Annotated in this window: 22 protein-coding genes and 1 pseudogene; 16 read left to right on the forward strand and 7 right to left on the reverse strand. The window is 44.4% G+C overall.

Going from position 1 to position 21,115, the window contains the following annotated elements; all coding sequences use genetic code 11:
* Positions 1-7: 7 nt before the first annotated feature.
* Positions 8-454, reverse strand: coding sequence for a hypothetical protein (locus tag QT990_RS09740; RefSeq protein WP_333140899.1), 447 nt, complete (start codon positions 452-454; stop codon positions 8-10).
* Positions 451-1,323: a ParA family protein gene (locus QT990_RS09745; RefSeq protein ID WP_172192852.1), complete on the reverse strand. Its 873-nt coding sequence runs from the start codon at positions 1,321-1,323 to the stop codon at positions 451-453. The genes QT990_RS09740 and QT990_RS09745 overlap by 4 nt, the downstream gene beginning before the upstream one ends.
* Before the next feature lie 152 nt (positions 1,324-1,475).
* Here QT990_RS09745 and QT990_RS09750 point away from each other — a divergent pair, with 152 nt between their 5' ends.
* Both QT990_RS09750 and QT990_RS09755 read left to right on the forward strand, forming a co-directional pair.
* Positions 1,476-2,663, forward strand: a complete 1,188-nt coding sequence (locus tag QT990_RS09750) for an AAA family ATPase (RefSeq protein ID WP_333140896.1) — start codon at positions 1,476-1,478, stop codon at positions 2,661-2,663.
* The gene (locus tag QT990_RS09755) at positions 2,663-3,409 is read left to right on the forward strand and encodes a DUF4276 family protein (protein ID WP_333140894.1); all 747 of its coding nucleotides are present in this window, start codon (positions 2,663-2,665) and stop codon (positions 3,407-3,409) included. Before QT990_RS09750 ends, QT990_RS09755 begins: the two co-directional genes overlap by 1 nt.
* 118 nt (positions 3,410-3,527) lie before the next feature.
* Here QT990_RS09755 and typA read toward each other — a convergent pair whose 3' ends face one another.
* Positions 3,528-5,318: a translational GTPase TypA gene (gene typA / locus QT990_RS09760; RefSeq protein ID WP_333140892.1), complete on the reverse strand. Its 1,791-nt coding sequence runs from the start codon at positions 5,316-5,318 to the stop codon at positions 3,528-3,530.
* A 272-nt stretch (positions 5,319-5,590) separates the two neighbouring features.
* On the opposite strand from typA, the gene QT990_RS09765 reads away from it, so the two are divergent.
* Genes QT990_RS09765 through QT990_RS09775 form a run of 3 tightly spaced genes read left to right on the forward strand, consistent with a single transcriptional unit; the run spans position 5,591 to position 8,541 of the window.
* A complete protein-coding gene (locus tag QT990_RS09765; protein WP_333140890.1) occupies positions 5,591-5,935 on the forward strand; it encodes a type II toxin-antitoxin system RelE/ParE family toxin in 345 nt (114 codons plus the stop codon).
* Entirely contained in the window at positions 5,907-6,293 is a 387-nt protein-coding gene (locus QT990_RS09770) for a transcriptional regulator (protein WP_333140888.1), read from the forward strand. Before QT990_RS09765 ends, QT990_RS09770 begins: the two co-directional genes overlap by 29 nt.
* 58 nt (positions 6,294-6,351) lie before the next feature.
* Positions 6,352-8,541 carry a pentapeptide repeat-containing protein gene (locus QT990_RS09775; protein ID WP_333140886.1) on the forward strand — a complete coding sequence of 730 codons (2,190 nt, stop codon included), beginning with the start codon at positions 6,352-6,354 and terminating at the stop codon, positions 8,539-8,541.
* A 33-nt stretch (positions 8,542-8,574) separates the two neighbouring features.
* On the opposite strand, the gene QT990_RS09780 is transcribed toward QT990_RS09775, so the two are convergent.
* Positions 8,575-9,015, reverse strand: coding sequence for a hypothetical protein (locus QT990_RS09780; RefSeq protein WP_333140884.1), 441 nt, complete (start codon positions 9,013-9,015; stop codon positions 8,575-8,577).
* Between the two features lie 248 nt (positions 9,016-9,263).
* On the opposite strand from QT990_RS09780, the gene QT990_RS09785 reads away from it, so the two are divergent.
* The gene (locus QT990_RS09785; RefSeq protein WP_333140882.1) at positions 9,264-9,476 is read left to right on the forward strand and encodes a helix-turn-helix transcriptional regulator; all 213 of its coding nucleotides are present in this window, start codon (positions 9,264-9,266) and stop codon (positions 9,474-9,476) included.
* A gap of 69 nt (positions 9,477-9,545) precedes the next feature.
* Positions 9,546-9,683 carry a hypothetical protein gene (locus QT990_RS09790; protein ID WP_445252045.1) on the forward strand — a complete coding sequence of 46 codons (138 nt, stop codon included), beginning with the start codon at positions 9,546-9,548 and terminating at the stop codon, positions 9,681-9,683.
* Here QT990_RS09790 and QT990_RS09795 read toward each other — a convergent pair.
* Together QT990_RS09795 and QT990_RS09800 are read right to left on the reverse strand one after the other, a co-directional pair.
* The gene (locus tag QT990_RS09795) at positions 9,675-10,919 is read right to left on the reverse strand and encodes an RNA-guided endonuclease InsQ/TnpB family protein (RefSeq protein WP_445252046.1); all 1,245 of its coding nucleotides are present in this window, start codon (positions 10,917-10,919) and stop codon (positions 9,675-9,677) included. The genes QT990_RS09790 and QT990_RS09795 overlap by 9 nt on opposite strands.
* Positions 10,813-11,432 (reverse strand): annotated as a pseudogene (locus QT990_RS09800) (IS607 family transposase). The gene QT990_RS09795 and the pseudogene QT990_RS09800 overlap by 107 nt, the downstream one beginning before the upstream one ends.
* A gap of 399 nt (positions 11,433-11,831) precedes the next feature.
* Between QT990_RS09800 and QT990_RS09805 the strand changes: the two are divergent.
* The 4 genes from QT990_RS09805 (at position 11,832) to QT990_RS09820 (ending at position 15,397) form a co-directional block, all read left to right on the forward strand.
* Positions 11,832-12,659: a M15 family metallopeptidase gene (locus QT990_RS09805; protein WP_333140878.1), complete on the forward strand. Its 828-nt coding sequence runs from the start codon at positions 11,832-11,834 to the stop codon at positions 12,657-12,659.
* A 183-nt stretch (positions 12,660-12,842) separates the two neighbouring features.
* Complete coding sequence (gene coaD, locus QT990_RS09810; RefSeq protein ID WP_333140875.1) at positions 12,843-13,421, forward strand: pantetheine-phosphate adenylyltransferase; 579 nt, start codon at positions 12,843-12,845, stop codon at positions 13,419-13,421.
* Positions 13,304-13,990, forward strand: coding sequence for a DivIVA domain-containing protein (locus tag QT990_RS09815; RefSeq protein WP_333140873.1), 687 nt, complete (start codon positions 13,304-13,306; stop codon positions 13,988-13,990). The genes coaD and QT990_RS09815 overlap by 118 nt, the downstream gene beginning before the upstream one ends.
* Positions 13,991-14,344: 354 nt before the next feature.
* The gene (locus tag QT990_RS09820) at positions 14,345-15,397 is read left to right on the forward strand and encodes an acyltransferase (protein ID WP_333140871.1); all 1,053 of its coding nucleotides are present in this window, start codon (positions 14,345-14,347) and stop codon (positions 15,395-15,397) included.
* A 14-nt stretch (positions 15,398-15,411) separates the two neighbouring features.
* Here QT990_RS09820 and QT990_RS09825 read toward each other — a convergent pair whose 3' ends face one another.
* Positions 15,412-16,143: a TIGR04283 family arsenosugar biosynthesis glycosyltransferase gene (locus tag QT990_RS09825; protein WP_333140869.1), complete on the reverse strand. Its 732-nt coding sequence runs from the start codon at positions 16,141-16,143 to the stop codon at positions 15,412-15,414.
* Positions 16,144-16,368: 225 nt separating this feature from the next.
* Here QT990_RS09825 and ubiG point away from each other — a divergent pair, with 225 nt between their 5' ends.
* The 5 genes from ubiG (at position 16,369) to QT990_RS09850 (ending at position 21,070) form a co-directional block, all read left to right on the forward strand.
* The gene (gene ubiG / locus QT990_RS09830) at positions 16,369-17,214 is read left to right on the forward strand and encodes a bifunctional 2-polyprenyl-6-hydroxyphenol methylase/3-demethylubiquinol 3-O-methyltransferase UbiG (protein WP_333140867.1); all 846 of its coding nucleotides are present in this window, start codon (positions 16,369-16,371) and stop codon (positions 17,212-17,214) included.
* Positions 17,215-17,700: 486 nt separating this feature from the next.
* Positions 17,701-18,027, forward strand: a complete 327-nt coding sequence (locus tag QT990_RS09835; RefSeq protein WP_333140865.1) for a cupin domain-containing protein — start codon at positions 17,701-17,703, stop codon at positions 18,025-18,027.
* Positions 18,028-18,189: 162 nt separating this feature from the next.
* The gene (gene fldA, locus QT990_RS09840) at positions 18,190-18,708 is read left to right on the forward strand and encodes a flavodoxin FldA (protein WP_333140863.1); all 519 of its coding nucleotides are present in this window, start codon (positions 18,190-18,192) and stop codon (positions 18,706-18,708) included.
* A gap of 170 nt (positions 18,709-18,878) precedes the next feature.
* Complete coding sequence (locus QT990_RS09845; RefSeq protein WP_333140861.1) at positions 18,879-19,616, forward strand: alpha/beta hydrolase; 738 nt, start codon at positions 18,879-18,881, stop codon at positions 19,614-19,616.
* A gap of 545 nt (positions 19,617-20,161) precedes the next feature.
* Positions 20,162-21,070, forward strand: coding sequence for an alpha/beta hydrolase (locus tag QT990_RS09850; RefSeq protein WP_333306157.1), 909 nt, complete (start codon positions 20,162-20,164; stop codon positions 21,068-21,070).
* The last annotated feature ends 45 nt before the right edge of the window (positions 21,071-21,115 follow it).

Here is a 21,115-nt window from a genome sequence, read left to right on the forward strand (position 1 = left end):
CTAATTTTCAAAGTGTTTGTCTGTCGATATGCCGCGACAGCCTCAAACTCTGTTTAATTCTGCCAATAATTAGCTCGAACATTTTTTTGCGAGACGGATTCTTGCTGCTGGGCGGCATCCCTAACTCGCAACACATCAAGTTCAAGTCAGTTGCACTCATTGCCAACAACTTTTGCCTCACCTCTTCTTCATTACCATTCTTAGCTTGTAAACGCAGTTCTTCATAAACTTCTAGAACATTGGCAGCCGATAAATTAGCAGGTTTATTAACATCAGCACCCGTGGGAATATCCGAAGTTTTTGAGCCAGCAGAAATCACTCCCCGCTTGACTTGAGTCTCAAGCCGGGTTAATTTTCGAGCAACGTCCCGCAAGATTTCCTTAAGTTCGCCAATTTCCTCAACCAACCCCCCGCTTTCTTGTTGGGAAGCCGCCAAAATTTCTTTTTTACTCATTTCAGATACTCCTCACACTCGCGCCATAGTTTTTCAAATTCTCTAACTAATTCTCGCGGCAGTTCTCCCTCATTTATCGCCCGTTTTAGCCCGACGCTTTCGCGAATCGTCGATTCTAAAAATCTAACTTCTATGTTATTATCTTTTGATATCTCATCGCAAAGTCTCTTTACTTCTCTCATGTAAAACTGAACTTCATTTGTCAGCAATCCTCCATAGGTTTTAGCTTTATTCATAAAGACTGCTATCTTGGGAAACGGATAAGGCTCAATCCGTTTCTGAAGCGAGTTTAAAACTAAACTCAATCCCCTAGAACCAAAATAATCGGGATTGACGGGAATTAATATTAAGTCGCAGCAAGAGAGTACGCTGTAGGTGAGGAGACTGAAGGAAGGCGAACAGTCAAAAAGCATCAAGTCGTATTTGGGGAGATTGGCAGAGTTGGCGATTTTGCCGATGAATCTGCGGATGAAGTCTTTAACACTTTTCCCCTCAAATCCATCGATATCCAACCAATACAATTCTTCAACTGAAGGGACAAAATGCAACTGTTCGTCAATCTGATAAATGGTGTCGAAACCAACGGGAAATTTAAAATTCTGTCCGGCTTTTTTAAAGACTTCTAGAGCGTCGTAAATTGTAAGTCTATGCTTGAGAGATTGTTCGTACCACTTACCAAACTTATCATCTAAATGACCTGTATTTTCGTTAAGTCCGATCGCCTCTGTGAGCGACATTTGCGGATCTAAGTCTAACATCAAGACTTCTAAGTCGGTTCCTTGGGATATAATATTTCCCAGACTCCAAGTGACGGTAGTCTTCCCGACACCGCCTTTGAAGTTGATTACGGCTATTGATTTAGGACTCATGGCTGACTTTGTTTGGATTTTGCTCAAATATAAATTAAAACATATTGTGGCGGTTAGTCGATCGCGCGATCGGGCATGAGAATCCCGATGTGTCGATTGACATAAAAAGCAGACTATGATATAGAAAACTATCATAAAATAAATAGCACCTTATGTCAAATCAACTAACTCATTTGCAAATCAAAAATTTTCGCTCACTAGCAGATGTAAACATTCAAATCAACCCTCTCAACATTATCTTCGGCCCTAATGGAGCTGGAAAAACTACATTACTCGATACCATCTGGTTTGTGCGAGACTGTGCCATCAGGGGTGTTGATTTAGCTTCTTCTGAGAGAGATCATGGGATTGGTCTGCTGTGGGATGGAGCCGATGAGGGGGAAAATATATCAATCAAAATTGTAACCCCATCGGGTGAATACGAAGTTTCATTTGGTTATTCTTCAGGTAGAATCGAACCTTTTGCGGGAGAAAAGCTTTTTTCCAATCATGATAATAAATTGATTGTTCGCATTATAGGCAGTGACAAAGCTCAGGTTTATCGTACAGACCTGCAAGAATTAGAATTCATTACACTTAGAGAACCAGAGAAATTAGCCCTAACCCGATATATAGCATTTGAGAATAGCGAACCCGCTGCCTCTAACATAGACAACTTATTGCGCGTTGTTCGCAACTATAACTCCCGGTCAGCTTCTTTGTTCAAGATAAAGCGATTTGGTTCAGAATCTGATTCTGGAGAGCGATTACAAGACAGGTGCGAAAATTTATGGTCAGTTTTGCGGAATTTACATGATAAGCGAGTCATTGATGAACGCTACGATACAATCATCAGTTTTATGCAAGAGAGCTTTCCAGCTTTTGATAATCTGTTTTTTGAACAAACAGGTCGATACACAGTCTATGGCAACTTCTTAGAAAAAGGACGGCGCAAACCAATTAGATCATCAGGAGTATCTGACGGTCATCTCCAGATGCTGATTAATCTCACAGCTTTGTTCTCTGAAGGACAGAATCGTTATTCACTAATTTTATTTGATGAGCCTGAAATCTCGCTTCATCCTTGGGCTTTAGCTGTTTTTGCTAAAGCTGTAAAACTCGCTACTGAAAAATGGAATAAGCAGGTTTTTATTGCGACTCATTCACCTGTATTAATTAGTCAATTTGAACCAGAAAATATTTTGACTGCGGAACTTGACAAGGAAGGAAAAACCGTCCTCAAAAGGATCAGTGAGATAGAAGGTATTCAAGATTTACTAGAAGAATATGCTACTGGATCGCTATATATGGCTGAGATGATTGCGCCTCAAAGTAAATCTGCATTAGAGGTAGCAAGTTAATGAAGAGTCACGATACTACGAGTGACCAGCACTGTTATTTTTTCAAGTTTGGATTGCTGGTAACAGGAAAAACGGAAGAGGAACACATTCCCAAGTTATTTAGAACTCTGATGGAATTGGGTATTTGCTATTTTGAAGTTATTCGCAAGGTTGAGCAGCTAGGCGTAAGAACTTCAGAGAAAAACCTTGAGATGGTTGGAAGTGGTAAAAAGATTCCTAATAATGATGTTGTAAGAATTGGATTCCCAGCGAGAGATTACTTAAAAGATCCATGTACTTATGTCCTGCTATTGGATGACCTAGAACACAATCGAACCGATCAAGCACAACAAATTTTTGAGAGATACCGAAATGCACTTGATCCTATTTTGCGCGACAAAAAACACCGTGCTTCAGTTCACTTTTTAGTGAATATGCTAGAGGCATACTACTTCGCTGATGCTGCTACCGTCAATGCAGTGTTAGGAACCAGCTTAAACGATTACGAGGGAGATGTGGAAACGATTCGCCATCCCAAAGGTGAACTAAAACAGATATATTCGGGATTTAATGAAAAGGAACACGGCGGCCGAATTCTCGATAGACTTGATCTTGAAAAGGTTTTATCTAATCCGAATACTTGTGCTTCTCTGAGAACCTTATTTGCATGGTGTTTAAAGGCTTTGGGGCAAATAGCTACCGATAAATATCAGCTTTCAAGTGGAGAATTAAGTAAAATAACCAAAGCACAATTGGATAATATTTAATTTTTTAAGTTCTGGCAGGTTTTTACGGCAGATAAAATTTAAGGTGCACATTGTGCACCCTACAAGCTTTTTTAGCGTTTCACCAGTAAGGTGCACATTGTGCACCCTACAAGTTGTTTTAGCGTTTTACCAACTTCTTAGAAACCTTCCGCAAGCGAATGGATTTCGGTGTTACTTCAACCAATTCATCCTGCCCGATGTACTCCAAAGCGCGTTCCAAACTCATATCGACTGGTGCTTGCAATTGCGCCAATTCTTCACCGCCAGATGCGCGGTGGTTTGTCAACTGCTTCGACTTGCAAATATTCAGCTCCATGTCTTCATCTCGGTTGTTTTCTCCGATAATCATCCCTCTGTAAACCTTGGTTCCGGGGGTAATGAAAAACACGCCGCGGTCTTCAGCATTTTTCAGTGAATAAGTAGTTGCAACTCCTTCTTCAAAGGAAATCAATACTCCGTTGCGACGGGCGACAATTTCTCCACCCAGGGGGCGATAGTCGAGGAAGCTGTGGTTCATAATTCCAGCGCCGCGAGTCAACCGCATGAACTCGCCTCGGAATCCAATCAAACCGCGAGCGGGGACTGAAAATTCGATTTGGGTGCGACCGGTGCTGCTGACGTGCATATCTTGCATTTCTGCTTTCCGCTGACCGAGGCGTTCGATGCAGCCGCCGACTGCTTCTTCGGGTACGTCTAACACCAAACATTCAAAAGGTTCGCAGGGACGACCGCCGACTTCGCGGAAGATTACTTGCGGTTGGGATACTTGAAATTCGTATCCTTCGCGACGCATATTTTCGATCAGGATTCCGAGGTGGAGTTCGCCACGGCCGGATACGAGGAATTTGTCGGGAGAGTCGGTTTCTTCGACGCGCAAGGCGACGTTGGTTTGGAGTTCTCGCATCAGCCGATCGCGAATTTGCCGCGATGTTACCAAACTACCTTCTTGACCGCAGAACGGCGAATCGTTCACGGAGAAAGTCATCTGCAAAGTCGGTTCGTCTACTTTGATTAAAGGCAGCGCTTGCGGGTCGTTCGGACAAGTAATTGTCTCGCCAATATACGCATCAGCAAAACCGGCAACGGCGACAAGATTACCAGCAGTAGATTCTGGGATATCTATCCGCTTCAGGCCTTCAAAGCCCATCAATTTGGTAATTTTTGATTTGACAAGCGCGCCGCTTTCTGTGATCAAGACTGCTTGTTGACCAACTCTAATTGTGCCATTGTGGATGCGACCGATGACGATGCGACCGACGTATTCTGAGTAATCTAAGGTGGTTACTTGCAGTTGCAGCGGCTTGTTGGGGTCGCCTACGGGGGGTGGTACGTGGTCGAGGATTTCTTCAAAGAGGGGCTTCATATCTACCCCTTCGTCTTCGAGGTGTTTTTTGGCGTAACCGCTTAAGCCGGAACCGAAGAGATAGGGAAATTCGCACTGATCGTCGTCAGCACCTAGTTCGAGGAACAGATCCAAAACTTTATCGACGGCTTTGTGGGGGTCTGCTCGATCGCGATCGATCTTATTCACAAAGACGATCGGGCGCAGTCCTTTTTCTAGGGCTTTTTTGAGCACGAACCGCGTTTGCGGCATCGGGCCTTCGTTGGCGTCTACGATCAGCAGACAGCCGTCAACCATGCCGAGAACTCGTTCGACTTCTCCGCCGAAGTCCGCGTGTCCGGGGGTATCGACGATGTTGATCAGGGTTTCTCCGTACCTGACGGCGGTGTTTTTGGAAAGGATGGTAATGCCACGTTCGCGCTCGATGTCGTTGGAGTCCATGACGCAATCTGGGATTTCTTCCCCTTCGCGGAAGATCCCGGACTGTCTGAGGAGAGCGTCCACAAGGGTGGTTTTGCCGTGATCGACGTGAGCAATGATGGCGACGTTGCGAATGGGAAGACTCATAATGCGTCTGGAACGTTAAACGGATCTAACTAAAGATTTCTTAATAATTGTAGCGCATGGAGTCAAGGGCCGATCGGGCGGGGCTGTAAGATTGGAGTGCGATCGTCGCTAGAATCAAGATTATGGAAGCGCAACCGAAAGAAATTGAGCGTTACACTACCCCTGACGGCAGAGTTCCTTTCGATCGGCGATCTTGAGTTGGCCCTGGTGAAGAAGGTTGGATACGGGGCGATCGCCGATATTAAGATGAGGGTGCAAGTACGATCGACTTTATGGAAGTACAACCCAGAGATATTCAGCGTTATATCAGACAAAATGGCACAGTTCCCTTTGCAGAATGGTTTACAACCCTGCGGGATGTTAACGCTAAAATTAGGATTGATAAAAGGCTTCAGCGGGTTAGCGGTGGCAACTTAGGAGACTATCGCTCAGTTGGCGCAGGAGTCTGGGAATTAAGGATTGACTATGGCCCGGGCTACCGAATCTACTTTGGACAAGCGGGAGCTACGATTGTGCTTATCCTGTGCGGTGGAGATAAAAGCACTCAAGACCAAGACATTGTTAAAGCTCAGGAATACTGGAGAGATTATGAAAGACGCCAAAGTGCCGACGAGTGATAGTTATCATTCTTTTAAAATTTCCAATTTCAAAGACCCAAATTATGCTGCTGCTTACCTCTCACTGATCTTTGAAGAAGAGGAAGAAGGCGATTTAGAGATGGGAATAATGCGAAAATCGCTTCGAGATGTATTTGAGGCTCTGGGCGAACCAATTATGTCTGATGAGGAGGCCTCATTGCATCTGGAAAAATTAGATGTTTTGTTGTCGCAGAATGGAAGCGCCACAATTTATGCTTTGGCTAATTGGCTGAAGGCTTTGGGATTGAAGTTAACGGTTGTGGTTGATGAAGGGGATAAAGGGGAAGAGGAAGATTCTGTTGGTACTGCTGAATTGGCGGAAGTTGGTAATGTTTGATGACTCGCCCATTTCCCAAACATGGCTTTTTAAGTTTTTTTGATTTTAGGGTAGCACTATGTCAGAAACCGAACTAGATTTAGTATCAATAGCCACGAGAGTATTGCAGATTGAAGAAGAGCAAGTTATTCTGAAAAAATATTTAGCCAAACTTAAGAGGCAGTTAGAGGCACAGGAACAGCGATTTAACGATCGCCCTGAACCGCAAATGCTAGAAAGTTTGACGGCTGAAATTGCGTCCCTGCAACAGCCGTGTGATTTGGGAAATGGCGATATGTCTGTCATTGCCGATCGACCGATCGAGCTTGACACCGAGACAGAAAAGCAAAAGTCAGACTTTCAGTATCAGTTAGTATGCGATCGTCCTAACAGTCGCGCTGTGTTGATGGAAGCTTTATCACTAGCTCAAGAGCGGCTGATTATTGTTTGCCCTTGGCTCAATTGTAACAGCATTAATGATGAATTGCTGCAAAAATTTAGAGCGTGTTTGAACCGAGGATGTTTGATAAATATTGGTTGGGGTTATCTGGGAGACAGGCAAAAAATCGGCAAGGGATGGCGCTACAATGCTTTGGCAGATTTGCAAGAATTAGCCAGCGAATATCCAGATAAATTTTGTCTCTCTTTATTGGGAACTCACGAAAACTTTTTAGTCTGTGATTCTAGTTTTGCCATGTTGGGTAGTCATAACTTGCTGACTAACAACGACCAAAGTGCAGAAAAAGAAGTGGGAATTCGCACGACTGACTGCCAAATTGTCAAGCAATTAATTGAGCGATTTGAAAGCAGCGAGGTATTAAATGAGGAGGAGATAGAAAGGCGGTTTGTAGCGAGTTCGGATTACCTGGATCGAGCCGATTATTTGGAAGGATTAGCGGTGGATGCTGAAGATATTGCTTTAGAGGATAGCTGTGAGGATGTGGAGGATGAGTCTGAGGAATGTCGAGAACCTGTTGTTGCCGTTGAGGAGTTTTGGGAGCGTTGCACTCAGGGAGAAAGAGATTTTACAGGGATTAATTTAGCTGGTGCTGATTTGAGCGGAAAGCGTCTAAATTCTGGTGTTAATTTGAGTAAGGCTAATCTGAATAAAGCTAATTTGATTGGTACAACTTGGCAGGCAGTAAATCTTAGTGGGGCAATTTTGAAGGGAGCAGATATGAGGGATGCACGTTTTGATGGCACAAATTTTAGTCAGGCTAATTTATCAATGACTAATCTCTCGAATACAAATTTATCCAGCACCAATCTGCATCAGGCAAACTTAGTCAACGCCAACCTTTCTCAGGCTAATTTATCTAGTGCCAATCTGCATCAAGCCAACTTGGTAAATGCCAACTTGTCTCAGGCTAATTTATCCAGTGCCAATCTGCATCAGGCAAATTTAATCAATGCCAACCTCGCTCAGGCTAATTTACAATCAGCTAAACTAGAAAATGCAAAATTGAGCAAGGCGAGTTTAAGAGGAGCAAAACTAGAAAATGCAAATTTTAGTGAAGCCGATTTGAACGGTGCAAACCTCAGCGGATCTCACGTTAGCCAACATCACACACGACCCAAATTCACAACTGCAAACCTGGCTGAAGCTAACTTGAGCGGGCTATACTTGAGGAAAGTAGACCTAAAAAATGCTGATTTGACAAATGCAAATCTGAGTAATTCTAACCTTTTAGAAGCCAACCTCGATCGAGCAAATCTCAAAGGAGTTCAGCTTCAAGGAGCGATTTACAATGAAGCAACTTTATTTCCTACTGATTTCGATCCCGTGAAAGCGGGCGCTTACTTAATTGCTCCTTATGTATCGCTGCCAAATGTCGATCTAACTGGTAGGGACTTGAGCAGTGTTAACTTGATGGGAGCCAATTTACAAGGTGCTAATTTGATTTCTGCACAATTGAATAGTTCTAATTTGAGAGATGCGAATTTGAGTGGGGCCAAACTTCAGGGAGCAAACCTAGAGGGCACAAATTTGAGCCGATCTAATTTAAGACAAGTTAACTTGAACGATGCAAGATTGTCTCAGGCTGATTTAACCACAGCAGACTTAACTGAAGCTGACTTGCGGCAAGCTGATTTATACGGTGCAAAGCTGGGTGGTGCTGATCTAATTTCAGCAGACATCCGTGCAGCAAGATTAGACTATGCAGACTTATCTGGCGCTAACTTAACGGGTGCAAAAATAGGAGGAGCAAACTTGGGAAATGTTAAACTCACTGGTGCAATTATGCCAGATGGAGCTACTCACGAATAAAATTAGTTAAGGGGTTTGCTAAACAAACTCTACTCAACAAGCGTGAATACACTCTTTCACCACACAATAAATATTCCGCAGCCCCTCTACCTGCAATTCTGACAACCCGTGCTTAATCTTACCTACCAACTTACCCCAGTTGTAGAGTTCTTCCACACCGCGAGACTGCCGAAATTTCCCCTCATAAAAATCTACCCAAAATATCGGTGCTTGATGTTGGCTGCTTCTCCAGCGTTTCCGCCACCGAATGCAATCTTGCAGCGTCGGCGGTTCGACTCCTAAAATTGGCGGCATATCTCCGTAGCTGACAAACCGACTAATCCCAACTCCGACAACGTGGATGACGTAAGCCCAGCAGCGAATGTCCCGAATCTGTTCTGGCTTGACTTTCAAGACTTTGGCAACTGCTTCTTTGGTTACAAAGCGAGAGAGTGGATTTATTTGCTTGGCTTCTGAGTTTTGTTTTGGTATCATGGTTGGTGACTCCGACTTTTTTGGGGTGACTCCGACTTTTGTGGGTGAATGCGACTTGATTTTGGGTGAATCCTACTTTTTGTTGGTGAATCCTACTTTTTGTTGGTGAATCCTACTTTTTGTTGGTGAATGCCAAATTGTCGGTCATTTGAATAAATAGCTGTTCGCTCTTCAGTTTTCGACGCCGGGGGGCGATCGCTATTTATGATGTAAATATTTTAAGGCCAATACTGGCCTATTGTCAAGAAATGGGATTGGTTAAGTTGCGGATTCGAGAGCTGGCTGCCGAGAAGGGTTGGACTTTGACAGAGGTTTCTGAGCGATCGGGAGTTCACTACAGCACGCTTAAGAATTATGCTCGTTCGCCCGGGTTAGCAACGGTTGACGTTACTCATTTGCAAAAATTAGCTCGAACTTTTGACCTGTTGATTGAAGATTTGTTTGAGGTTGTGGAAGATTAGGCCCCGTCCTGCGGTTGCGGTGGTCGGCGCTTTCAATCTCATATATAGGTGAGGTGAAATTTCACCCTGATGTCAAGAGGCGAATTGGTTAAATTGCGGATCAGAGAGTTTGCTGCTAGGGAAGGCTGGACGCTAAAGGAAGTAGCCGATCGCTCTGGAGTATCCTACAATACTGTTAAAAGTTATGCCCTGACGGTATTACGCTGAACATATGTGGACAAACACATCTGACGCGATAGCAATGCTTCCAACGGCTAGGTTGAGAGCAAAGGAGCCGTCCCTCAAAGCACGGAGCATAATATTCCGTGCGCCACCCCAGTCTCGGTCGTGTTCATGACCGCATCGAGGGCATTTGAATGTTTTGGAGCCGCCTAACTTGTCATGCTGAAATCCGCAATGGGTGCAAGTCTTGCTAGTATAGGATTCGTTGACATCCACAACCACAACGCCACGACGCCCGGCCAAAGACTTAAGAAATGTCTTAAATCGGTAGCTTGCCCAAGTCAACATTGCTCTAGCTGTTTTAGTATTCAGCTTGCGTTTTGACTTGATAACCATTTGAGAGGTTTCAAATTTGGGCAGAAAGATGATTTTGTAGTTTGTGGTTAAATAATTGGCAACCTGCTTGTGACATTCATCAATCAAATTGCGAATGCGATTTCTGATTCGGTGAGCAGCTTTATACATTTTCTGTTTCTGTTTGCGCCCAGCTTTGGCTGCTTTACCTATTAGTTTGTCAAGGTGAGAACACAATCGATGAATGCGTCCAATGTCTGCCTTGCCAAACTCTAAAATAGCTTCACCGTCGTAGCCAGTTAAAAACGTTCTCACGCCAGGGTCTAACGCAATTACCTTACTAGCTTTGGAAAGAACTTCCTCTACACGAACGGGAAAAACAGCAAACCAGCGCTGCCTATCTCGTATCAATTGGGTTGCGTGTTCGCAAACAACAGGAAGAGTTTCGCTAGCTTTGACTTCTAACTTCTTTGTCAAACCTGGATACCACGTACCAGATTTGTAGTTACAGGCATGAAACTTAATGGTTTGCACGGGTTGCCGACAGCTTCTGTAATGAGCCTCTCCTTGCTGCTTTTTAGCCTGTTTCCAAGCGTCATGAGCATCAAAAATAGCGTTTTCTCTTGGATGATTAGGAGTGGCTTTTATCCAATCAGGTAAGTTGGAATTCATTACGCTATCTCGCAACGAATAGGCGCTTAGGCTGGGGTTGTTTTTAAGTATAGATATTGCTTTGTTGTAGCAATATCTGGCAGCAGCCAACCATTGTTTCCAGGTTTTATGCAACTCAGCTTCGGGATACACCCGAATTTTAAGCGTCTTATTTGGAGCTAGCTTTTTGGTCTTGTGTCTCGGTGCCTTCTTGTACGAGTTCTTTGATTTGCTTGGCGTGTTTTCTAAGGGAATAGAGTCTACTGGAGAAACTATGCAAGATGGCGATGATATCGGCAACAAGCTCTTGGTCGTCCTCTCGACTATCTTGGTTGAGAACCACGATTTTGCTGTCATGGATTTCACACAACCATTCAATGAGGTCGAACCCGAACCGAGCAAGTCTGTCTTTGTGGGCAACCACAATAACTTTGACATCTCCTTTGAGAACTCGTCCCAGAAGGGAGAGCAGTCCTTTCCGCCTAAGATTGAGTCCTCCTGCCACTTCCTTAATAACTTCTGCGCTTGGGTAGAGCGTTGATAGTCGCTCAACTTGTCGATGGAGGTCGCCAAGTTGAGGTCGGGTAGAGACGCGAGCATAGATAACAGTGGCACGTCTTCTTCCGTCTTCTGATTCTTCTTTAATGAACTTTTCGATGTCATATCGCCGTTGTCCTGATGGCGTTTTGACCCTGTTGATTTTACATAAGAGCTTCCCATCGCCTGATGGTTCGGAGGCAAACCCAAGCGAGTGTTAGCTGCTTCATTAGGTTTGACAAATTTTGGCATAAGCTGATTATTTCAGCTTATGTGCTTATTGTCCATTATTGTCCAGTAAATTAACGACTAGAGGAGTACCGATCGCCCGGTATGGCAATGGCTGACATCGGTGCTCTGCTAAAATTGGCGCGGACGTTTGATGTGTCGATCGAAGAATTGTTGGATTTTGTCGAACAACAGTAACAAATTACACTTAAAATAAACCAGCGCTACCAGCGCCAACCAGTTCGACCTCGCAGGGACGATCGACTGTGGGCCCAAGTAACAAATGCGAGAGTTGGCGGATGGGACGGGGCGAGGTCAGAAAGAGATGATATACTCTCAGCGGCAATTGTAGCTGTCCGATCGCCCATATCGGTCTACAATTTGTAACGTTGAGCCTTATTGAAGTGCAGGAGTGGAGCTGGCTTGGATAACGCTAGTCTGTCAAGAAAACCCGCGCAAGCCTCGGAGCTTGTCGCCGACGAAATTCCAGAAGCAGTGCGAGATCACCCATACCCAGAAGCAGGGCAGAGTCAGTCTAAGAAAAAAGGGCTGATTTGGAAACTGCTAGGGTTGGCCGCATTAGCCTTTGGGGTCAGCATCTGGCTGCACCTCAACTTTAACTTGTTCCCAGCCACCAGTCAGGCAGAGCAAACTCAACAAGACTCAGCGCCGACAAGTTCCGCGTCTCCGTCTGTCGCGAGTCCAGCTACCACTCCAAAAGTCCCCGCAATCCCAGAAAACCTGCTGGGACACTTGCCGTACCCAGAAGCACCAGCCAAAGACTTGGTAAGCGTCACCTCCGACGGTAGCGTCAAACTCCGCACCTCAGCAGCAGCAAAATATCAGGAAATGGCCAACGCCGCAGCGGCATCAGGCATCTATTTCGCTCCCATATCCGGCTTTCGCTCCCTGCAAGACCAACAGCACGTATTTTTTGACGTGAAAGCCGAACGCAGGCAAAACGCCAGCAAGCGAGCCGAAGTCAGCGCTCCTCCAGGTTACAGCGAACACCACACCGGTTATGCGATCGACATCGGCGACGGCAGCGCCCCGGAACACAACCTCAGCCCCAGTTTTGAAAATACCGAAGCATTCAAGTGGTTAGAAGCCAACGCCGTCGCCTTCAGCTTTGAAATGTCCTTCCCCAAAAACAATCGCCAAGGCGTCAGTTACGAGCCTTGGCATTGGCGGTTTGTGGGCGACAAGCAAAGCCTCGAAACTTTCTACAAAGCTCATTCCATGAAAAAGTAGAAGTCTGTTGACAGTTGACAGTTGTCAGTTGACAGTTGACAGTTGACAGTTGACAGTTGTCGGTTGACAGTTGTCAGAAGGAAGGCACTACACGGATACAAGGATAATAGACTCTCCCACTCCCCCACACACTCTCCCCCTATCCCACATTCCCCCACTCCCCCACTTCGTTGAGCCAAACTCGTGATTGCAATCTATCCAGGCAGCTTTGACCCCATTACCTTCGGTCACGCAGACATTATCGAGCGGGGATCTAAACTTTTTGACCGGGTAATTGTTACCGTAGTCAGAAACCCCAGCAAAACCCCTCTCTTCACCGTAGAGGAACGGATCGAGCAGATCCGGCGCTCTACCCAACACTTGCCAAATGTAGAAGTAGACAGTTTTGAGGGTTTGACAGTAAACTATGCTAAGATTCGACAAGCCAAAGTGCTGCTGCGGGGGCTCCGGGTATTAACAGATTTTGAAATGGAACTCCAGATGGCCCACACCAATAAAACCCTTCTGGGTGAAATTGAAACAGTTTTTTTGGCAACTTCTAACGAGTACAGCTTTTTAAGTAGTAGTGTAGTTAAAGAAATAGCCAAGTTTGGTGGCTCCGTAGATCATCTTGTTCCGAAACACGTCGCCCTAGATATTTACAAATGTTACGCCAGCAGGAACCAACTCGCATCGAACCCGACATTACCGGCCTCGGCACTGAGAACGAATCACCTCAGAACACAGCCGTCTTCGGAGATCCCACCCGAACCGCAGGAGTAGACATCCAGCGGGAATTGAACAGGCTTGAGGAAATTGTTCTCGACAGCCCGCGAATTCCTATGACCAGACGCACTCTGGTGGATGAAGAACAGTTGCTCGATCAGTTAGACTTGGTGAGGCTAAATTTGCCGATCGCCTTTCAGGAAGCCGAGACGATCATCCGGCACAAGGACGACTTGCTTCAAGAGGCGGAACTTTACGCTCAGGAAGTGATTGAAGCAGCAGAACAGAGAGCAGCAGAAATTTTAAACGATATGGGCCTGCTCCAGCAGGCGAAGATAGAGGCAGATCAGTTGCGGCAGCAAGTTTTGCTCGACTGCGAGGCAATTCAGCAGGCCACGCTGGCGGAAGTCGAACAAATTCGCTACCAGGCTCAAGAGGAATTGGAAGAGATGAGAGTCAGGGCGATGGCTGAATGCGAGGAAATTCAAAACGGAGCCGATGATTATGCCGACCAAGTGCTCGATAATATCGAGCACAAGTTAAGCGATATGCTGCGCGTGATCCGCAACGGGCGCGAGCAGTTGGATAGTGTTTCTGCGTCGCACATCCATCACAACAACGGTTAGCCAATAGTGAACTCATTGCTTGAACATTTCTAAAAGTCTACCTAATTTAGGTAGATTTTTTTTCGCAATAGTCTCTATAGTCTTTCTTCCTCAATCCCCGCACTCGGTGACTTATTTTGGCAGACATAAGTTTTGTGAAGATTGGAGCAAGTATAAAATTTTATGCTATTGTAATCCTCATACCAAATCCGGCTTAAAAACCCTCTTTATCTCTTAGTCCCCCTTTGCTCGGACTTCGTTTGACTCTATGCAGCGGTTTCAACCGCCGAATGATAAAAGGGGTAGCAAACCGGGATTGGGTATCAGACAAAAAATTCCTAACTTGATTCTAATTTTTACAATCTAATTTTTACCATGCAAAAAGTTTCTAATCGGTTCGCTGAATTTGATTTGATCCGAGCTTTAGCGATCGTCAGTGTTGTGATTACTCATGCTGGGTTCTTCGCATTTCGCGATCGCAGAATTTTATTTGTGGCGATCGATACATTGCAACTATTTTGCGTACCTGCATTTTTACTGTTGAGCGGTTTTTTTCTCACCAACAAACTGGAAAATCAAAATAATCCCGCACTGGTAGTCAAAAAAAGACTGTCCAAAATTATACCCCCTTATCTGTTTTGGTCAGTAGCTTTGTACATCTTAAATAATTTGGGAGAAATCCAAAAATTTGATTTACTTTCATTACTCAGAGATATCTTGACGGGTTCAGTGCTGCCTCCCTATTACTTCATCGTTGTGATTGTTCAATGCTACGGCTGGTGGTGGCTTCTCGTGAAATTAAGATTTTTACAACCCCGAAAAGTTTTGGCTTTGGGCTTAACAATTCAAGCAATTTTTACAATCTTCTTCTACTTAACCGCTTTCCAATACATATCAATACCTCTACCTTTGATGGAGCGCTGGATTTTCAGTTGGATTTTGCCATTTTCAACTGGTCTATTTTTGGGCGGCTCGTATGACAGAATTCAACCCGTTCTCGAACGGAAAAAAATGCAAATTTTAGGGGCAACGATACTTTTTTATCTAGCGAGCATTTGGGAATATTACCTGATAAGTGGAGTGAATTCGGAGGGATGGTTTCTCCGCTCGTTTTTTAAACTATCTGCTCAAGGATACGCAATTTTGTTCGTATTATCGATCCTCGCATTTTCTAAGAGTATCGCACTTCCCAGTAGAGTATCGGGGTTAGTCAAAATATTGGCCGCTTACTCATTCCCTATATATCTCCTGGATTCGACAGTAGTGAGATATGTGGCGTTAGTGTTTTATAAGTTTATTGACCCCGTACATCCGCTGCTGAAGCTCGGCTTTTTAGTGACAGGCACTTTGTTCGGTTGTTGGGCGATTATTTACCTGTTGCAGAAAGTTTTGCCAAAAAATTACAGCCAGTACATTCTGGGAATTTAATCTGATTTTGTGTGTCAGCGGATGTCTTCATAAAACTGCTTGAGATACCTTGGGGAAACGCCAAAACCCCACAAAAAACCAATCGAAAGATAGATCGCAATAGCTTTAAATTCGCCCCAATTCGCAACTCGACGATCGCTACTTTCCACTACCCGATTGACTAACTTAAGTCTCCCCCGTCGCACTAACTTCAAACACAAATCCGCTTCCTCCATAATTGGCAGCGCAGCATCGAAACCCTCGCATTCCCAAAAATCGGTACGGCGGCAAAAAATAACTTGGTCGCCAAACAGCAGGCGCAATCCTTTGAAAAATAAATGAGGTCGAAATAACAGCGGCGCGTAATAAGTTTTCAGGTAATTGTGGAGGGAAAAACCCCATCTTGTTTGCTGCGAACCAGCCATCAGGGAGATAAACCCGCCGCCGGAAATTTCGGCATCGGACAATGTTTTCTGGATGACCGCTACAATGTCGTCGGGAACTAAAGTATCGGCGTGGAGAAAGCACAGAATTTCACCGGTGGCGACTTGAGCACCTAAGTTCATTTGCAGGGATCGTCCGGCTATACTGCTAGAAATAACGCGGATGCCGGCGGAAAGTGCGATCGCCACTGTTTCGTCTTGACTGCCGCCGTCTACCACCAACACCTCCCAAGCGGGAGGATTAAGGATGCTGAGTTGGCGGAGGGTGCGTTGCAGACAAGTCGCTTCGTTGAGGGCTGGGATGATAATAGAAACGCGATCCATCTGGTTGAAAGTTATGCCAGAGCTATTATAATAAAAAACTGTGGCGATTCACAACTAACGATAAAATAGAACTTACGCGCGCGGATTCAGAAACCCGGTGTCTGCCTGCGAACTCGTCACGAAACCTCATAATTTTAACAAAAATTAGGTTGAGGGGCGTCCTATAAAATCAAGCCAAAGTGCAATCGCCCTCTATATTTTCCCCTAAGCAGGACTGAGAAAATCGTGCATAAAACAGAAGTAAAAAATGATTTAGAATTTTATGAGGAAAATGCCGACAATTGGTGGGACGAAAATGCTAAAATTTATGCCTTATACCATCTAAACAAACCCAGATTTGAGTTTTTCGACAGACACGCGACTAATTGGCAAGGGCTGAAAACCTTAGATGTCGGGTGCGGCGGCGGCTTTTCTTGCGAGTTTATGGCCCAGAGAGGTGCTATTGTTTCTGGAATAGATCGATCGGACAAATGTATTGTAGCCGCTCAAAATCACGCAGTTACCAGCGGTTTTGAGATTGACTACAGGCAAGGTTTTGCCGAAAATATGCCCTACGACGACAATACCTTTGATGTTGTAATCTGCGTGGATGTTTTGGAACACGTGGCCGATTACAAAAAAGTTGTGTCTGAGGTTCACAGGATTCTAAAGCCTGGGGGACTGTTCTTTTTTGATACAATCAACCGAACTTTTTCTTCGCAAATTGTGATGATTGGGCTGATGGAAAATATTTTGCAGGAGATTAGGCGGGGCGTTCACGATTGGGAAAAATTTATTACCCCGGAGGAACTATCTGTGGTAATGCAGGATATTGGTTTTGGCAAGATTGAAATTAAAGGTTTTGATATGTTTGGCGAAATTGGCGCTATGTTAGCCACAATGCACGGGTTTTGGGAAGATTTTACACGCGGAAAGCAGGTGTTTCCTTCGGCGGGTATTTTCAAACAAGTATCTCAAACTCTAACCTCTAATCTAGCTAACTATATGGATTACAAAAAGTCGGGGTTGTTTAAAATCAAAATTAATGAGGATCAGTCGATTATGTATGTTGGCGTTGGGGCGAAGAATTAGTCAGTTAATTGTTAACTGTTGTCATTAGGGGCGAGTGGAAGACGGATTTTTGCGATCGACAAATCCGGCTAAAGCCCGCCTCTATTGCATTTTTTAGGGTACGCACGCAGCGGTACACCTTATCCTGTTGAGTGCAATACAGATATTCCGTAGGGACACGGCACGACGCCGTATCCTTACTCTATTGCGGGCAAGTGAGAATTGCTATATTGGCGATCGCACTACAAACGTATTTTCAAGAAGTAACTGCAAATAATTACCAACTATTTTTTACGTTAAGCCCTGGCGCTGCGCTGTCTGAACATCCAAAAACACCGCCCCGTGTGAATTTGGGGCTGCTTGTGCTGAGTGTAAACCGAGTTTGACAGCCTTGTGTAACAAATCTTAATGTTTTCCTCTTGACAATTTATCTAAATTGCATGGTAGCTTATTGAATATTAATTGCAATAAGTGCCGGAAGTTAATAGTACCTGGAGGTCAATCACCGTGACAGCAGCAATAGTTTCCGCATCCGCCGATCGAATCAGCGACGGACAACCCGCCGACAGCCAAAAACTGATGAGTTTGGGTAAAAATTCCGAAATACCTGACCTCGATAACTCCAAAGATGTAACCCTCGCCGTCTTAGAAGGAGGGGGAACTCTCACGGTGTGCGATCGAACAGTCACTTTAAAACCCGGAGTATTTGTGTTTGTACCCGCCGGCATCCCGCGCAGTCTAAAAGTACAAACGACGCTGAATCTGTTACTAATTGACTGCGAAGCAGACCCCGATATGAGCGAGTCCGCTTGGTTGATGAATTTTCAAATTTAACCCAATGAAAAAACAGTGTCCTTGCTGTCTTGACTCCCTGATTTCTCAGGTTTGCCACAATCGCGTCTACTGTTTTTGCATGAATTGCAGGCAGGAAATGCCAAATCCTGAATCAAAAAAAATAAATCTCAAACCCTGTCAAGTTTCACCTTCGGAGTAACAATGTCGAAATCAATTGGTCTTTTCTACGGAACTACAACTGGCAAAACAGAGTCTGTCGCTGAAATGATTCGGGATGAATTTGGTGGCGATATCGTGACTTTGCACGAGATAGGCAGCATTGAAAATGATGATTTTGCTGAATATGAATGTCTGATTATCGCCTGTCCAACCTGGAATATCGGCGAACTGCAAAGCGACTGGGAAGGCTTTTTCTCAGAACTTGATGATATTGATTTTAGCGGCAAAAAAGTAGCTTATTTGGGAACTGGCGACCAAGAAGGATACCCGGATAATTTTATGGATGCAATGGGGATTTTGGCTGAGAAAATCACGGAACTGGGCGGCGAAACAGTCGGTTATTGGCCGGTAGACGGCTATGATTTTAATGAATCTAAAGCAGTAGTTAATGGCAAATTTTTGGGTCTTGCGATCGATGAAGACAACCAATCCGATCTGACGGAAGCACGGGTAAAATCTTGGGTATCTCAACTCAAGACAGAATTTGGGATCGAGGATTAATGGTGGGCGGGTTTTGCAATTACTCGTTACCAGGATCGGCCTGGTAACGCAGATCGGGGGGCTCTGCCTCCAATTTTACTCCGCGAGGCAAAGCCTTTGGATATCGGTTCCCAAGAATAGCCTGGGAACCAGTTAAAATTATTAATAGCTCCATTTCCCACTTGAAAGTGATGAGATATACTTCAGATGATGTGCTGTGGCTAAGTGCCAGTCCGAGTTTGCAATTATTCGATCTTTCTCTCCTTAACTACTTAAATCAGTCAGTACCAATACAAATATGGGAATACGAACAAACGCAAGATGAAGCGTGTTCTTTAGATGTCGCCGTTGAGCTACTACATCACTATTTGAAAGCGCGGAATCGCCCAATTCATCTAATCGGTCACAGTACCAGCGGACTAATTGGTTTAATGTATGCCCGCCGCTATCCTCACAAAGTCAGCTCTTTGGGACTGTTAGCTGTCGGCTTGCCATCTGCTATTAATTGGCAAGCTCATTACTATACACATCTTTCTGCTTTTTCCTGGAGTCGCGAACAAATTTTAACTCAAATGGTTGGCGATATGCTGGGAGAACAAAATCAGTATATCAATCAAAGATTTGTATCATATTTTGAAAAAGATTTAGCACTTTCGCCTTCGCCTCACTCGTTATTTAGTACGACCAATTTATCCGATGAGGGGGTAGAAGTACCTTTGTTGTTATGCAGTAGCAAGACAGACTTTGTAGTATCCCCTATTGTCATGCGCCGCTGGCTTAAGTTTCTGAAAAAAGGATCTCGACTTTGGGAATGTAAAGAGGGTAGGCATTTTTTTCACCACTTCTATCCAGAACAATTGGGCGAAAAAATACTGGATTTTTGGCTGTCTCTACACAGCCCGCAAGCAATTTTAACTTTTAAATTTTAGGTCGCAATTGCTATTCCCTGTTCAATTGACACCGAAAATTTCTGTGGCCAAGACTAGATAAATCTCGGAAATTTCGGGCCATTTTTGCAGACCTGCTTCTACTGTTTGGCCGCAGTTCCCCCAGTTTATTCTGCCAATTTTAGTTGGTAGGGTTTTGAGGGATGGAGTTTGAGTTATCATCAGTTTATTTGTGAGATTTTAGAATAAGTGTAAAAAATATTTAACATATGTTCAGATGTGTGAGTAAATGGTATGCTAATTTTATTGGATTTGTCAATTAGTTTTTTTGAATGAAACGCAGAGGCGTTCTTGATGCAGAGGAAGGTAATAGGAGATTAAAAAGGAATTATTGGCAACGATTATAAAATATTTTAACATCCGGTTAACAAACTCAGCCTTAGCGGGGGCTGAGGGATACTGAGTATCGATCGAATTTTAATGACTCGCCCCAACTCCTCAAATAGCGATCGAGCAAGCATATATACTTAAATGTTAGGGCGGACAGAGTGGCATCGCCCCTACCGATTCACAATTTATCAAGAATTATGCCAGCAAGTTTTCTGCCAAAGTCGATCGCACAACTCACAGAATCTACCTCAATTGCCTTAGCCCAAAGCATTCAACGGGAAGCAATTGCAACTCCCCTATCTTCTGGGCCAATTGCCACAACCTACGTGCGACAAGGCAGCGGCAACACACCGATTTTGCTAATTCACGGCTTCGACAGTTCCTTGTTTGAATTCCGCCGCCTGTTGCCGCTGCTAGCTGCCGAAAATGAAACTTGGGCGGTTGATTTGTTGGGTTTTGGCTTTACAGAAAGATCGGCAGGTTTGGCATTCAGCGCGAGGGCAATTGAAAGTCACCTTTATTATTTTTGGAAAACGCTAATTTCGCAGCCTGTAATCTTAGTCGGTGCTTCAATGGGAGGTGCTGCCGCAATTGATTTCACTCTCAATTATCCCGAAGCTGTAAAACAATTAGTGTTAATAGATAGCGCAGGTTTTGCCATCAGTTCTAATAAGGGAAAGTTTTTAATTCCTCCTTTAGGATATCTGGCAACTTCATTTTTACGCAATCCCAAAATTCGCCAGCGAATTAGCGTCAATGCTTATTTCGATAAAAATTTGGCTTCTCTAGACGCTCAAACTTGTGCTGCTTTACATTTGGAAATGCCCAACTGGAATCAAGCTTTAATTGCGTTTACCAAAAGCGGCGGTTACGGTGGTTTTGGGGAAAAATTATCGCAAATTCAGCAGCAGACGCTGATTTTGTGGGGAAAACAAGACCGGATTTTGGGGACGGCGGATGCGGAAAAGTTTGCAAGGGCGATCGCAAATTCTCAACTAATTTGGATACCCGACTGCGGGCACGTTCCCCACTTAGAAAAGCCACAGACTACCGCGCAGCATATTTTAGAATTCATCACAAAAAGCGGACTCACGCAAAAAAATTAAACCTAGGGTGCGCTGCGGCGCACCTTACATATATGTTTTCCCTTG

The sequence above is a fragment of the Microcoleus sp. T3_B1 genome (assembly GCF_036700445.1).
Classification (GTDB): Bacteria; Cyanobacteriota; Cyanobacteriia; order Cyanobacteriales; family Microcoleaceae; genus Microcoleus.

Bases quoted from the DNA above. Each gene is read 5' to 3' on its own strand.
- QT990_RS09740 (WP_333140899.1), bottom strand. From the start codon at position 454: ATGAGTAAAAAAGAAATTTTGGCGGCTTCCCAACAAGAAAGCGGGGGG.
- QT990_RS09745 (WP_172192852.1), bottom strand. From the start codon at position 1,323: ATGAGTCCTAAATCAATAGCCGTAATCAACTTCAAAGGCGGTGTCGGG.
- QT990_RS09750 (WP_333140896.1), top strand. From the start codon at position 1,476: ATGTCAAATCAACTAACTCATTTGCAAATCAAAAATTTTCGCTCACTA.
- QT990_RS09755 (WP_333140894.1), top strand. From the start codon at position 2,663: ATGAAGAGTCACGATACTACGAGTGACCAGCACTGTTATTTTTTCAAG.
- typA (WP_333140892.1), bottom strand. From the start codon at position 5,318: ATGAGTCTTCCCATTCGCAACGTCGCCATCATTGCTCACGTCGATCAC.
- QT990_RS09765 (WP_333140890.1), top strand. From the start codon at position 5,591: ATGGAAGTACAACCCAGAGATATTCAGCGTTATATCAGACAAAATGGC.
- QT990_RS09770 (WP_333140888.1), top strand. From the start codon at position 5,907: ATGAAAGACGCCAAAGTGCCGACGAGTGATAGTTATCATTCTTTTAAA.
- QT990_RS09775 (WP_333140886.1), top strand. From the start codon at position 6,352: ATGTCAGAAACCGAACTAGATTTAGTATCAATAGCCACGAGAGTATTG.
- QT990_RS09780 (WP_333140884.1), bottom strand. From the start codon at position 9,015: ATGATACCAAAACAAAACTCAGAAGCCAAGCAAATAAATCCACTCTCT.
- QT990_RS09785 (WP_333140882.1), top strand. From the start codon at position 9,264: ATGGGATTGGTTAAGTTGCGGATTCGAGAGCTGGCTGCCGAGAAGGGT.
- QT990_RS09790 (WP_445252045.1), top strand. From the start codon at position 9,546: ATGTCAAGAGGCGAATTGGTTAAATTGCGGATCAGAGAGTTTGCTGCT.
- QT990_RS09815 (WP_333140873.1), top strand. From the start codon at position 13,304: ATGTTACGCCAGCAGGAACCAACTCGCATCGAACCCGACATTACCGGC.
- QT990_RS09820 (WP_333140871.1), top strand. From the start codon at position 14,345: ATGCAAAAAGTTTCTAATCGGTTCGCTGAATTTGATTTGATCCGAGCT.
- QT990_RS09825 (WP_333140869.1), bottom strand. From the start codon at position 16,143: ATGGATCGCGTTTCTATTATCATCCCAGCCCTCAACGAAGCGACTTGT.
- fldA (WP_333140863.1), top strand. From the start codon at position 18,190: ATGTCGAAATCAATTGGTCTTTTCTACGGAACTACAACTGGCAAAACA.
- QT990_RS09845 (WP_333140861.1), top strand. From the start codon at position 18,879: ATGAGATATACTTCAGATGATGTGCTGTGGCTAAGTGCCAGTCCGAGT.
- QT990_RS09850 (WP_333306157.1), top strand. From the start codon at position 20,162: ATGCCAGCAAGTTTTCTGCCAAAGTCGATCGCACAACTCACAGAATCT.